Origin of the sequence: Halomonas daqiaonensis, from assembly GCF_900109725.1 — a bacterium.
Classification (GTDB): Bacteria; Pseudomonadota; Gammaproteobacteria; order Pseudomonadales; family Halomonadaceae; genus Halomonas; species Halomonas daqiaonensis.
In genome coordinates this window covers 145088-157212 of sequence record NZ_FOBC01000006.1, presented here as the reverse complement: position 1 = coordinate 157212, position 12125 = coordinate 145088, and the positions used below count along the sequence as shown (strand labels likewise).

At 64.8% G+C, this 12125-nt stretch carries 12 protein-coding genes; 1 reads left to right on the top strand and 11 read right to left on the bottom strand.

The window, feature by feature from the left end; all coding sequences use genetic code 11:
- Positions 1-48 precede the first annotated feature (48 nt).
- From BMY30_RS06660 to BMY30_RS06630, 7 genes are all read right to left on the bottom strand, one after another.
- Positions 49-957: an MBL fold metallo-hydrolase gene (locus BMY30_RS06660; RefSeq protein WP_089711831.1), complete on the bottom strand. Its 909-nt coding sequence runs from the start codon at positions 955-957 to the stop codon at positions 49-51.
- Positions 958-1177: 220 nt separating this feature from the next.
- Positions 1178-1369 (bottom strand): YgaP family membrane protein, encoded by a 192-nt coding sequence (locus BMY30_RS06655; protein WP_089711830.1) that lies wholly within the window; start codon positions 1367-1369, stop codon positions 1178-1180.
- A gap of 28 nt (positions 1370-1397) precedes the next feature.
- Positions 1398-1700: a hypothetical protein gene (locus BMY30_RS06650; protein ID WP_244516138.1), complete on the bottom strand. Its 303-nt coding sequence runs from the start codon at positions 1698-1700 to the stop codon at positions 1398-1400.
- A 321-nt stretch (positions 1701-2021) separates the two neighbouring features.
- Entirely contained in the window at positions 2022-3287 is a 1266-nt protein-coding gene (gene glyA, locus BMY30_RS06645) for a serine hydroxymethyltransferase (protein ID WP_089711964.1), read from the bottom strand.
- A 168-nt stretch (positions 3288-3455) separates the two neighbouring features.
- On the bottom strand, positions 3456-4874 hold the full coding sequence (locus BMY30_RS06640) for a hypothetical protein (protein WP_089711828.1): 1419 nt from the start codon (positions 4872-4874) through the stop codon (positions 3456-3458).
- A gap of 72 nt (positions 4875-4946) precedes the next feature.
- Positions 4947-7547 carry an ABC transporter permease gene (locus BMY30_RS06635; RefSeq protein WP_089711826.1) on the bottom strand — a complete coding sequence of 867 codons (2601 nt, stop codon included), beginning with the start codon at positions 7545-7547 and terminating at the stop codon, positions 4947-4949.
- Positions 7544-8260 (bottom strand): ABC transporter ATP-binding protein, encoded by a 717-nt coding sequence (locus BMY30_RS06630; RefSeq protein WP_089711824.1) that lies wholly within the window; start codon positions 8258-8260, stop codon positions 7544-7546. Before BMY30_RS06630 ends, BMY30_RS06635 begins: the two co-directional genes overlap by 4 nt.
- Between BMY30_RS06630 and BMY30_RS06625 the strand changes: the two genes are divergently transcribed.
- Positions 8259-8957 carry an arylesterase gene (locus tag BMY30_RS06625; protein ID WP_089711822.1) on the top strand — a complete coding sequence of 233 codons (699 nt, stop codon included), beginning with the start codon at positions 8259-8261 and terminating at the stop codon, positions 8955-8957. The two genes, BMY30_RS06630 and BMY30_RS06625, sit on opposite strands and share 2 nt — an antisense overlap.
- Here the strand turns inward: BMY30_RS06625 and BMY30_RS06620 are convergent.
- From BMY30_RS06620 to BMY30_RS06605, 4 genes are all read right to left on the bottom strand, one after another.
- Positions 8948-9838 carry a DMT family transporter gene (locus BMY30_RS06620; protein WP_089711820.1) on the bottom strand — a complete coding sequence of 297 codons (891 nt, stop codon included), beginning with the start codon at positions 9836-9838 and terminating at the stop codon, positions 8948-8950. The genes BMY30_RS06625 and BMY30_RS06620 overlap by 10 nt on opposite strands.
- Positions 9835-11304: a sodium/proline symporter gene (locus BMY30_RS06615; protein WP_211607264.1), complete on the bottom strand. Its 1470-nt coding sequence runs from the start codon at positions 11302-11304 to the stop codon at positions 9835-9837. The genes BMY30_RS06620 and BMY30_RS06615 overlap by 4 nt, the downstream gene beginning before the upstream one ends.
- A gap of 132 nt (positions 11305-11436) precedes the next feature.
- Positions 11437-11739: a nucleotidyltransferase domain-containing protein gene (locus tag BMY30_RS06610; RefSeq protein WP_139195487.1), complete on the bottom strand. Its 303-nt coding sequence runs from the start codon at positions 11737-11739 to the stop codon at positions 11437-11439.
- Between the two features lie 7 nt (positions 11740-11746).
- Positions 11747-12016, bottom strand: coding sequence for an Rdx family protein (locus tag BMY30_RS06605; RefSeq protein ID WP_089711817.1), 270 nt, complete (start codon positions 12014-12016; stop codon positions 11747-11749).
- Positions 12017-12125 lie beyond the last annotated feature (109 nt).

The window sequence follows — 12125 nt, the reverse complement described above, 5'->3', positions numbered from 1 at the left end:
TCTATGAGGCTTGCGAAGCATATCGCTTCCCGACATCAACGAGGCCAGCTACTCCCAGGCACCCCCCTCCAGGGCATCCAGCGGAATCTTCAGGTAGCGCTTGCCGTTGGTCTCGGACTCCGGGAGGCGGCCGCCCCGAATGTTCACCTGCAGGGAGTGCAGGATCAGCTTGGGCATCGGCAACTCGCTGTCACGCTCGTGGCGCATCGTCACGAAGTCGTCCTCGAAAACATCGACCAGGTGCTTGTTAGTCTCGCGTTGCTCGCGCACCGTGCTTTCCCACACCGGCTCCCGGCCATCGGGCATGTAGTCATGGCCGGTGAACAGCCGGGTCTCGTCGGGCAGCGCCAGGATGGCCTGAATGGAGCGCCACAGCTGGTGGGCGTCGCCACCGGGAAAGTCGGCCCGAGCGGTACCGAAATCCGGCTGGAAAAGGGTGTCATGGACGAAGGCGGCGTCGCCGATCACGTAGGTGATCGAGGCCAGGGTATGGCCCGGCGAGAACATCACCCGCGCCTCGAGTTCGCCAATGCGGAACGTCTCCCCCTCGGCGAAGAGGCGTTCCCACTGGGAACCATCCGCGGGAAAGCCGGGCCAGTGGTAGAGCTCCTTCCACAGCTTCTGGACCGCCACGACCTTCTCGCCGATGGCGGTGGGCGCACCTGTCTTGGCTTTCAGGTACTGCGCCGCGGAGAAGTGATCGGCATGGGGGTGGGTATCGAGGATCCACTCCACCTCGAGCCCTTGCGCCTGCACATAGGCAAGCAGCTCATCGGCGTGGTGGGTGGCCGTGGCGCCGGAGGTCTCCTCGAAGTCGTGGACCGGGTCGATGATTACGCACTTGCGGCTCGCCGGATCGCTGACCACGTACTGGATGGAAAAGGTGCGTGGATCGAAGAAGCCTGCCACATCGGGCGTGCCGGCCCCGGTATTCTGCGAGAACGCGAAGGTCTTCATGGTGTCATCTCCTGTTGGCGCCAGGATTTGGTCAGGCGTCAATTACATAATATGTAATAACCTTAGAGTTTTTTTGCTCTATACAGCGATGGAGGCCATGAATCGAGACGATAGCCGACGCACAGCGCGGAATCCGGTCTTGCAAGGCATCAACGCAAGGCGCCCGCGACTCGGGAGTCGCGGGCGCCGCACCGAAGGTTACCGGCCGGGGTCGGCCCGGCTACCTGGTTGACTTGCGGGTATTGACGTCCAGCAGCTTCCAGGCCGGACAGAAGTTGAACAGGCCGGTGGCCAACGGCAATATGCCGATCCAGCCCCAAACGCCGATCGTGCCGGTCAGGGCCAGCAGGATCAGCACGGCGCCGACCACGATACGGGCTATCTTGTCGATGCCGCCCACATTGCTCTTCATGAAAGACTCCTTCTGTTCGCTGGGACACTCAGAAGTTGTAAACGGGAATGGACGGATCGCGCATCATCTCGGCCATCGGGCCCGGCGCAGCCACACCAACCTCCTCGCGCAGGTTGTCCTCACCCAGGTCGCTGCTGGGCAAGTAGATCGCGCAGACATCCACGCTGGTCCCGTTGCTCATCAGCATGCTTAGGACACCTTCCGGCTTGACCTGGCCCGCCGGGTTACTGGGTGGCGTGTTGATCGCCTCTGCACTCGCGTAACCGTCAACGGCCAGGTCACCGGCAGCGTCACAGAGCAGAATGTGCAGGTCGGTACCCTGCTGCTGCATGGGTTGCCGCCAGCAGCGAACTCGTCAGCAGAAGATGCCTCAACTTCATAATAAGAACCTCTAAGCAAATAACATATTTCACGTTCTCGAAGCTTAGGGCACAGGCGCATCTTTCACATGAGGCATTTGGACGCGGCTTGATGCAGGTCAAATTTATCGAAGCAATCCTGCAAAGAAATAGATGGATCGGGTCAAGGGCACATATCCTTGCATGGCGATCTGTCATGAAAGTTGAGGAAGAATCTCACAACGACAGCACCCCGCTCCGTGAAAAAAGGCGCGGGGTGCTGTATGTCAAGGTTGGCGAGACACGCCGAGTGATCAGCGATAGACCGGCAGGCGGACACAGACGGCCTCGACCTTCGACTTGACCTCGATCTCGATGGTCGCGGGGTCATCGCCTGCGGCCATGACGTCGAGGATGTCGCAGATCCAGCCGGCGAGGTCCCGACATTCGGTCTCGCCGAAGCCGCGGGTGGTCACCGCCGGTGTACCGATGCGCAGGCCAGAGGTAACAAAGGGGCTCTGCGGATCACCGGGCACGGCGTTCTTGTTGACGGTGATATGGGCGCGTCCCAGGGCGGCGTCGGCGTCCTTGCCGGTCAGGCCCTGCTTGATCAGCGAGAGCAGGAAGAGATGGTCCTCGGTGCCGCCTGAGACCACCTCGAAGCCACGCTCGATGAACACCCCGGCCATGGCCTGGGCATTCTTGACCACCTGCTGCTGGTAGGTCTTGAACTCGGGTTCCATGGCCTCCTTGAAGCAGATCGCCTTGGCGGCGATGACGTGCTCCAGCGGGCCACCCTGCCCGCCCGGAAAGACCGCGGACTGCAGCTTCTTCTCGATTTGCTCGTCACCTTCGCTGGAAAGGATCAGGCCGCCACGCGGGCCGCGCAGGGTCTTGTGGGTGGTGGTGGTGACCACATGGGCGTGGGGCAGAGGTGTCGGATAGACCCCGGCAGCCACCAGGCCAGCCACGTGGGCCATATCCACCAGCAGGTAGGCGCCAACCTCGTCGGCAATCTCGCGGAACTTCGCCCAGTCGATGATCTGGGAGTAGGCGGAGAAACCGGCGATGATCATCCTGGGCTTGTGCTCGCGGGCCAGTTTCGCCACTTCGTCGTAATCGATGCGGCCGGCCTCGTCGATACCGTACTGCACGGCATTGTAGTGCTTGCCTGAGAAATTGGGCTTGGCGCCATGTGTCAGGTGGCCGCCGGCGTCGAGGCTCATGCCGAGGATGGTGTCGCCCGGCTTGACCAACGCCTGGAACGCAGCACCGTTGGCCTGGGAGCCGGAGTGGGGCTGAACGTTGGCATAGGTCGCGCCGAACAGCTCCTTGGCATAGTCGATGGCGAGTTGCTCGACAATGTCCACGTACTCGCAGCCGCCGTAGTAGCGTTTGCCGGGGTAGCCTTCCGCATACTTGTTGGTCAGTTGGCTGCCCTGCGCCTCGAGGACTCGGGGGCTGGCATAGTTCTCGGAGGCGATCAGCTCGATGTGCGCTTCCTGACGCGCCACTTCCTTCTGCATCGCGTCGAACAGGGCGTCATCGAAACCGGCAATCGTCATGTCATGGCTGAACATCGGCGGGGAACCTCGTATCACGGGATAATCTGAGGTCAGCATGATACCCCAGCCCCCGACGGCTTTCACATGAAAGGCAATCATCCCGAGCGGCGGGCATTTCATCTTGCCCCCACCCGATTATCGGGCCTATCACTATCCTGGGAAGCCTTGCTCGGACCGCTTCGCTCAGCGCGTTTCCACGCGCATCTCGAGACGCTCGGGCAACCCCATGGGATCGCCGGTGTAGGTTTCCAGGTTGCTCTCCGCCGGAAGGGTGACGGCAACCTCGAGCTCATCGGCGGCGCCTTCGGCCAGGGACACCAGCCCCAGCAGGAACTGCTGCACTTCAGGGCCGAACATCATGCCGAAGCCCTCGGCCTGGGTGCGCGCCTGCTCGATGTACTGGCTTTCGGTTATCCCCTCCATGGCCGCACCCAGAGTGGTCAGGCGACCCAACAGCCCCTGCTCGTTGAGGATCAGTCGAAGGTTCCCACCCAGCAGTTTGGCCGACTCCAGCACCCCGGCATCGGCAAATACGGCCGCCGGGGTGACCCCTTCGGACAGCACCACCGGCAGCTCGACGTCGACCAGCAGCCTCAGGGCATCATGGATCGTGACATGGCTATCGCTGGTGATGAGGCTTTGCATCTCGCCCTGTTCCCAGTTTCCGAGCAGGGCGGCATCGATACGCAATTCGCCGCTGCCGTCGGTCAGCACATTGCTGGCCATGCGCAACTGGGCCCTCTCCTCCTCTGGTGCCAGTTCGATCATGCGTGCCAGATCAGCCTGAAAAGCATCGATCTCCAACCCGCCCTGGCCGTCGCTGAAGTCGCCATCGAGGCTCAAGTGCGCCAGACTGCCGACAAACCGCTCGGCGTCGACGACCAGGTCGTTCAGCTCGAAACGATCGAGCTGCTGCTCGTTCTCACCTTCCCCCATCTCCTCATCCAGACCACTGAGGCCCTCGAGGTGGAGGGAGGAGAGGCTGAAGGAGCCAGAACCCAGTTCGCCGAGATCCTGGCTAACGCCCTTAACGCCGATGACTTCCACCATGCCGATGGCTTGATGGGAGAGCGATTCGCCACGCACCAGCTCGATTGCCAGGCTGCCCTCGCCCTCTTCCAGGGAGGGGTCATCGAAGAGCTCCGCGGCAAACTCGGAGCCCAAATCGATGACGATGTCATCGATGGTCAGTCTGCCCACTTCGATCTCTCCCGGCTCGCTGCCACCCAGCGGGAACACCGCCTGGGATGGCTCGTCCAGAACGATGCGCTCGACGCTCATCAGCAGCACCTCGGTGAGGCTGTCCTCGAGACGGACGCCCTCGATGGTGACCTCGTCGGGCTGGTCATAGTCGCCGTTGACGACATAGCGGTCGATCAGCAGGCGCTCACCCTCATCAGCCTGGAAGCGGATCGCCTCGGCGATAGTGCGATCGCGGATCGTCCCCTCGGCGATATTGCCCACTTCGAAGGCCCCGTCAGCCCCGAACAGGGCACGCAGGTCGGCCTCGAGGCGGTCGGCATCGGCCAGGCCCAAGCTGGGAACGATCAGCAGCGCCAAGGTGACGGCATTGAGAGTCAAGCGGCTTGCGGACGACATCATCGTGTTTCACCTCTCGAGTGATTGTTCGATATCAGATGCCAGTGTAGCGGAAGACGGAGAAACTGGTCAGTGTCAGGCCTCGCCCAGCAGGCCGAGGCTGGCCGCCGGAGCCTGGCGGCGCAGGCCCCGAGAGAGCAGATGGCCGATGAGGCCGATCAGCAGCGCGCCGGCCAGCGGCAGGATCAGCCACAGCTGCCAGTGGACCCTGGGGGCCAGGTCGAACCAGGCCAGGTAGATTCCGGCGGTCGCCAGCTCGGCCAGCAGCGCGCCCATCAGCCCACTGGCCAGCCCCAATACGGCGAACTCCGCCGCCTGCATCCGCGACAGCAGGCGGTTGCCGGCCCCGAACACCCGCAACAGGCCGCTCTCGTGGGCTCGCACCGGCAGGCTGGCGGTCAGCGCCGCATAGAGTACGCTGATACCGGCCAGCAACACGAAGCCCAGCACCAGCTCCACCGCGCGGGTGACTTGGGTCAGTACCTCGCGCACCTGGCCGAGGATGGCCTCCACGTCGAGCAGGGTGACGCCGGGAAATTCCTGTACCAGACGACGCAGCAGGTCGCGGTCGTCGTCGCCGAGATGGAAGGCGGTGATGTAGCTATGGCCGAAACGCTCCAGGGTCCCGGGCGGGAAGATCACGAAGAAGTTGGGCCGAAAGCTCTCCCAGTCGAGGCTGCGCAGGCTAGTCACCTCACCGGTGACCTCGTCGCTACCGATGGTGAAGGTCAGGCGATCACCGAGGGCGAGACCGAGGCGCTCGGCCAGACCGTCCTCCACAGAGATCGGTACCGCCGCGTCACGGGCCGTGGAGCTCGGCTCGGCGTCCACTTCGTCCAGCCAGCTTTCCGTCGCGGCCGACTGGCCCTCGGCGAACCACTCCCCTGCCACCACCCGGTTGCCCTTGGGCAGGGTCTCGCGCCAGGTCAGATTGAGCTCGCGACGCAGGGCGTTGTCGCCTCGCGACTCCGCCGGCACGACATCGCGCGGGGGCTGGTCGTTGATGGCGGTGAGGCGCCCGCGGACCATGGGATAGAGGGCGCTGCGGGCATCCGTGGCTTCTTCCAGGGCCGAGGCGAAGGCGTCCCGCTCCTGGGGCTGGATATTGATGGCGAAGTGGTTGGGAGTGTCCTCCGGCAACTGGGCCTGCCAGGTGGTGAGCAGATCACCGCGTACCAGGGCGATCATGGCCACGGCGAAGAAGGTCACCGAGAAGGCCAGCAACTGGCCGAGGCTCGCCTGGCGGCGCCGCGCCAGCTGCTGGCCGCCCAGCCGCACGGCCGTGACCAGGCCATCCGACGCCCCGTGGCCGCGCGGCAGGCGTGAGGTGGCCCGTAACACCAGGCCGAGCAGCCCGCCGCCGAGCCCCCATAGCACCACCAGCATTACCAGCCCGCCCAGCAGCAGGCCGACGGCGAGCCAGGGGTCGCCGGAATAGAGCCACAGCAACCCGCCAAAGACCAACGACGCCACACCTACCACCAGCCAGGCCGAGGGTGGTAAGGGATCCAGCTCACGGCGCAGCACCTTGAGGGCGCTGACCCGCTTGAGGCGCAGCAGGGTCGGTCCGGCGAAACCGGCCAGCACCGCCAGGGCGGTAAACACCCCGAGCCACAGCGGCAGCAGGCCGGGCGCCGGCAGGCTGAACGGCAGGAAGACCGACAGCATCCTCACCAGCAGGGCCTGACCGGCCAGGCCCAGCAGGGCTCCCAGCGCCGAGGCCGCCAGTGCCAGCCACAGCAGCTGCAGCACGAAAAGGCGCAGCAGTTCGCCTTGGGTGGCACCGAAGCAGCGCAGCAGCGCGGCAGTATCCAGGTGGCGGTCGACGTAGCGCCGGGTGGACATGGCCACAGCCACACCGGCCAGCAGCACTGCGGCAAGCCCCGCCAGGCCGAGATACTGCTCGGCCCGCGACAGGGCACTACCCAGCTGGGGACGGTCGCTTCGCACGTCGCGCACCTCCACCCCCTCACGGCGCAGCCCCTCCAGCAGCGGCTCAACACGGGCCACCGCCTCGGCGCTGCCGGCGGCCAACAGCTCGAACTCCACCCGCGAGCCCTCCTGGACAAGCCCGGTGGCGTCCAGATCATCGTGATGCATCATCAGCCGCGGATTGAAGCTGCCGAAGCCGGCCGACTGGTCAGGCTCGCGCTCGATCACGCCGCTGACCTCGAGCTCAGTCTGGCCGAGGCGAATCCGGTCTCCCACCTCGAGTTCCATCAGCAGGGCGAGACGCGGCGCCACCCAGACCTCGCCCGGCGACGGGCCATGGGCCAGCGACTCGATGCCGTCGCCGCGGTCCACGCGGGCCGTGCCGTAGTGCGGATAGACATCATCGACCACCTTGAGGCTGGCCGGCTGGAAGCGGTCACCACGGCTGATCATCGAGACCATGTCGACCTGGTCAGAGAGCGTCAAACCGGCATCCTCGAGGGCCTGGCGGACCTCCTCGTCGAAGGGCCGGCCCTGCTCCAGAACCACGTCGCCGCCCGAGAGCTGGCCGGCCTGGCGGGTCAGGCCGCGGTCGAGACGATCGAGAAAGAAGCCGATCATCGTCGAGGCGGCCACGGCCAGCGCCAACGCTAGCGCCAGGGCACGCACGTCGGCGGAACGCAGGTCACGGATCAGGCTTCGGCCCGAGAGGCGCAGCAGGGCCGGCCAGCCGGTGCGGCTCATGCCATCACCTCGTCGTGCGCCATCTCGACCAGCCGGCCGCCCTCCAGGCGCAGGCAGCGATCACAACGCCGCGCCAGGGCATGGTCATGAGTCACCAACACCAGGATCGTACCGGCCTCGCGGTTGAGCGAGAACAGCGCCTCGATGATACGCTCGCCGGTAACCGGGTCCAGGTTGCCGGTGGGCTCGTCGGCAAATACCAGCTCGGCCCCGGTGACGAAGGCCCGGGCCAGAGCCACACGCTGCTGCTCGCCACCGGAAAGCTGCTTGGGCAGGTGGTTCAGGCGCTCACCGAGGCCGACGCGGGTCAACCAGTCGCGCGCCTGGGCTTCGGCCCCGGGGCTCGGCGACAGCTCCAACGGCAGCAGCACGTTCTCCAGGGCCGTCAGGGTGGGCAGCAGCTGGAAGTTCTGGAACACGAAGCCCACTCGTCCCGCCCGCAGGGAGGCCCGGCCATCCTCGTCGAGCGCGAGCAGCGACTGGCCGAACAGCGACAGCTCACCGCCACTGGGCGTGTCAAGACCTGCCAGCAGGCCCAGCAGGGTCGACTTGCCGGCGCCGCTCTGACCAAGAATCGCCACACTCTCCGCGGGGAACACCGACAGCGACAGGTCACTCAGAATGGTCAGCCGTCGTTCACCACTCTCGACGTCCTTGGCGAGGTGGTCAGCGTGTAGAATCGGCGAGGCATCCGTTCGAGAGGAGATGGACATGGCGAAGGGCTTCCCTGTAGGTGCGTTGAGCCGGCATGCACTCCGCCGGCTCGCTGGGCGCTGGTTCACAGCACTCTGGTTGGCATTGCTGCTGGCCGGCAGCGCGGCCCAGGCGGCGGAGAGACCGGTGCTGCTGGTGATGGGCGACAGCCTGAGCGCCGCCTATGGTATCGAACAGGGGGCCGGCTGGGTCAGTCTGCTGCAGGCGCGCCTGGACGGGAAGGCGCGCGTGGTCAACGCCAGCATCAGCGGCGAGACCTCGAGCGGCGCCGCCGCCCGCCTGCCCGACCTTCTCGGACAGCACGAACCCGATATCGTTGTGCTGGAACTCGGCGGGAATGACGGCCTGCGCGGCCTGCCCCCGGGCCAGTTCGCGGCCAACATGGCTGACATGATCGAGGCCAGTCAGGCGGCGGGCGCCGAGGTACTGCTGCTGGGCATCGATATCCCGCCAAACTACGGCCGGGCCTACCGCGACGCCTTCACCGGGGTCTACACGCGGCTTGCCGATGAATATGACCTGCCACTCGTGCCCTTCCTGCTCGAAGGCGTCGCCCTGGAGGACGAGCTGATGCAATCCGACGGCATTCACCCCACCGCGGCCGCCCAGCCGCAGATCCTCGAAAACGTCTGGCCGGAACTCGCGCCACTGCTGGAGGCCAACGGTGCCGCCATGGCGGAGAGCACTCAGGACTGAGCCACCGGTACGGGCGTCTTCTGCCACTGCTGCAGCGCGAGGCCTCCGAGGATCAGCACCAGGCCCACCAGGGTGGAGGCAAGGATCGGCTCGCCGACCACCAGGTAGAGCAGCAGCAGCGACACCGGCGGCGAGAGGAAGATCAGGTTGGACACCTTGGCCGTGCGCGAGACTCGGTGAACAGCCAGCTGCCAGAGCACGAAGGCGATACCCATCTCGAACAGCCCCACATAGACGCCGGCTCCCAATGCCGCCCAGCCGTGCCAGGAAAGCCCAGGCCCGGCCACCAGTAGCACCGTGAGAACCGGCACACCGACGCTGAAGTTCTGCCACTGTGCCACCAGCGGCGGGCGATGGTCGCGGGCATTGAGCAGCCAGTAGAGCGCCCAGAGCAGCGTCGAGGCGAGAGCCAGGCCGACGCCCAGCGGGTCGGCGAAGGCCACGTCGAACACCGCCCCGCGGGTGGCGATCACCCAGACGCCGGCATAGGCGATCAGCCCCGCCAGCACGTCGATGCGCGTAAGACGCTGCCCGAGGATCGGCACCGCCAGAAAAGCCATCGCCAACGCCCAGGTGTAGTTGAGCGCCATGGCCTCCTGGCCCGGCAGCCGATCGTAGGCGCCGAACAGCACCAGGTAATAGGCCACCGGATTCATCAGCCCCGCCCAGGCGGCAGTGCGCCAGCCATGCCTGAGCGCCTGACCCAGCAGCCCCTGACGCGCCACCAGCACGCCGATCAGCGCCCAGGAGACCAGCGAGGCAATCCACATCAGCGCCAGCGGCGACATGTAACCGAGCGCCACCTTGAAGGCCGTGGCCACCGTCGACCACAGCGCCACCGCGCCCAGCCCGAAGAGCATCGCCTGGCGATCAGAGCTCATCGCCGATCCGCATTCTGCGCCGCTCGCAGCGCCGCCTTGCCGTGGCGCAGGCGCACCACGAAGGACCCGAGCGCATAAGCCAGCCCGCCAGCTAGCATGCCCGGCAGAATCTCGTAGACGGTGCCTACGAGACGCGGATCCAGTAGCTGATAGAGCAGCACCACCGCTGGCCCCGTTACTACCATGGAGATGGTCAGCCACTGGGGCGGGCAACGTCCCAGTGTGTAGACGATGAGCAGCGGGGCGAATGCGGCACCCAGGCCCGACCAGGCGTGCAGAACCAGCCAGAAGACGGTCTCGTTGGAGTAGAGCGCGATCAGCAGTGCCAACACGATCATCACGAGGGTAGCGACACGGGTGGTGGCGTAACTGTGCCAGCGCTTCGGCAAGAGATCGCGACTGATGGCCGCCGAGCAGGTCAGGATCAGCGAGTCCGCCGTAGAGATCGTCGCAGCGAACAGGCCCGCAAGCACCAGCCCGGCGAGAATGCCCGGCAGTAGCTCCGCCGCCATGACCGGCAGGGCCAATTCGGTGTCCTGCTGAACGTCGAAGTCAGCAATATCCGGCAGCAACAGCCGAGACATCAGACCTACCAGCATGGCCAGACTGTAGAAGGCGGTGAACCAGCCATAATAGTAGTAGCGGGCGCGGCGCATGCTGTGCTCGCTATCCAGCGACATGAAACGCACCATGATCTGCGGCTGGCCGATCACGCCTATGCCTGCAAACAGCCAGCCGATCACGAACAGCAGCGGGCCCAGCCCACCGAAGGCCAAATCGGTCGGGAACCAGTTCATGTAGGTGGCCGATACCGCGTTCAGGGCCTCCCAACTCGGCTGGACACCACCCTGCTCGGAGACGGTGATCCATACCATCAGGCCCATCCCCAGCAACATGACGCTGGACTGAGCCGCATCGGTCCAGACCGAGGCGCGCAGCCCTCCGGAGAAGCAGTAGAACAGCACCATGGTTGCGCCCATGACGACGCCGAGCCACTGCTGCCAACCGAAGAGCACGTTCAGCGCCTTACTCCCGGCGCTGAACTGGGCGGCAGCATAGATGCCCAGAAACACCACCGCTATCAACGCCGTCACGACCCTCACGCCCACCTGATTCTGGCCGAACCAATTGCCCAGCAACGTCGGGTAGGTGAGGGAGTCGAAGCTGCCAGTGGCTCGCCGCAACCGCCGGTGCACCACCAGCGAGATCAGGAAGTCACCGACGATCCACCCTATCATCAGCCAGATCGCCGCCATCCCCGACGAGTAGGTGTAACCGATGACACCGATGAACATGTAGCCGCTGTTGTTGGTCGCCACGGCCGATAGCCCGGCCAGGGAGGGCGGCAGGTTGCGCCCCGCCAGCAAATAGTCGGTGCTCTCCTTGCGTCTTACCAGCACCGATGAGAAGCCGATGAGCAGGAACACCAGCATAAAGAAGATGAAGCTTCCCTGAAGCATGGGCATCAATCGACCTCCTCTGCCTGGTTTTCGAACGGCTCACCGATGACGAGGCCATACAGCATCGCCTGACCATCTCGGGTCATGTGCTGTCGCCATATCTTGCCACCAGGATATGCTGGCGATAGATCTCATTGGTCATAGCCTGACCCCCTGTTCAAGGGTGTCACGATGTATCGGCCGCAGGGTTGCCTCAGCCAAGCGAATCAACAGATCGATGCGCCGGGGGCCAAGCAGCCCCCAGAGGCTCCGCTGCAAACGGGTCTGAATACGGGTGCGAGATCCATCAAGCTCGAAGGCCTCGATATAGAGATCGATATCTCCTCTGCGACACCCGTCATCGACCCGTGAGCCGAACAGGTAGACACTCGCCTCCTCACCCAGCAGATCGGTCACGGTGTCATGGATGATGGAAACGTGGTCCTCGGTCGGCCGCATCATCAGTTCCTTATCGATCGATATGCCCCAAGTCTCGCTCGGGGTCAAGACGATCACGCACCGTCTGCTTGAGGGCCTTGATGTCAGGGAAGCCGCCGTCGCGTTTGCGTTCCCAGAGCGATGCCTCGTCACAGAGGATCTCGAAATGGCCGCCATGGGATGGCACCAGGGCCACCTCCTTCAGGTCTTCGCCGAAGGTGGAGAGCAGTTCCTGAGCATACCAGGCGCTGCGCAGCAACCATTGGCACTGGGTACAGTAGTGGATTCGGATACGTGACATGGAACCTCGAGGATCGTGACAACAGCAGCGCAATGATAACAGCCAGACCCGCCTCTACGAGTGGATCATCGGTGACGAGGACAGCCTGCAGTATGCGCCTGGTGCTGCC

Excerpts from the sequence above, each read along its gene's own strand:
- BMY30_RS06635 (WP_089711826.1), bottom strand. The coding sequence starts at position 7,547 with ATGAGCCGCACCGGCTGGCCGGCCCTGCTGCGCCTCTCGGGCCGAAGC.
- BMY30_RS06640 (WP_089711828.1), bottom strand. The coding sequence starts at position 4,874 with ATGATGTCGTCCGCAAGCCGCTTGACTCTCAATGCCGTCACCTTGGCG.
- BMY30_RS06620 (WP_089711820.1), bottom strand. The coding sequence starts at position 9,838 with ATGAGCTCTGATCGCCAGGCGATGCTCTTCGGGCTGGGCGCGGTGGCG.
- BMY30_RS06655 (WP_089711830.1), bottom strand. The coding sequence starts at position 1,369 with ATGAAGAGCAATGTGGGCGGCATCGACAAGATAGCCCGTATCGTGGTC.
- BMY30_RS06650 (WP_244516138.1), bottom strand. The coding sequence starts at position 1,700 with ATGCAGCAGCAGGGTACCGACCTGCACATTCTGCTCTGTGACGCTGCC.
- BMY30_RS06625 (WP_089711822.1), top strand. The coding sequence starts at position 8,259 with ATGGCGAAGGGCTTCCCTGTAGGTGCGTTGAGCCGGCATGCACTCCGC.
- BMY30_RS06660 (WP_089711831.1), bottom strand. The coding sequence starts at position 957 with ATGAAGACCTTCGCGTTCTCGCAGAATACCGGGGCCGGCACGCCCGAT.
- BMY30_RS06610 (WP_139195487.1), bottom strand. The coding sequence starts at position 11,739 with ATGATGCGGCCGACCGAGGACCACGTTTCCATCATCCATGACACCGTG.
- BMY30_RS06630 (WP_089711824.1), bottom strand. The coding sequence starts at position 8,260 with ATGTCCATCTCCTCTCGAACGGATGCCTCGCCGATTCTACACGCTGAC.
- BMY30_RS06605 (WP_089711817.1), bottom strand. The coding sequence starts at position 12,016 with ATGTCACGTATCCGAATCCACTACTGTACCCAGTGCCAATGGTTGCTG.
- glyA (WP_089711964.1), bottom strand. The coding sequence starts at position 3,287 with ATGTTCAGCCATGACATGACGATTGCCGGTTTCGATGACGCCCTGTTC.
- BMY30_RS06615 (WP_211607264.1), bottom strand. The coding sequence starts at position 11,304 with ATGCCCATGCTTCAGGGAAGCTTCATCTTCTTTATGCTGGTGTTCCTG.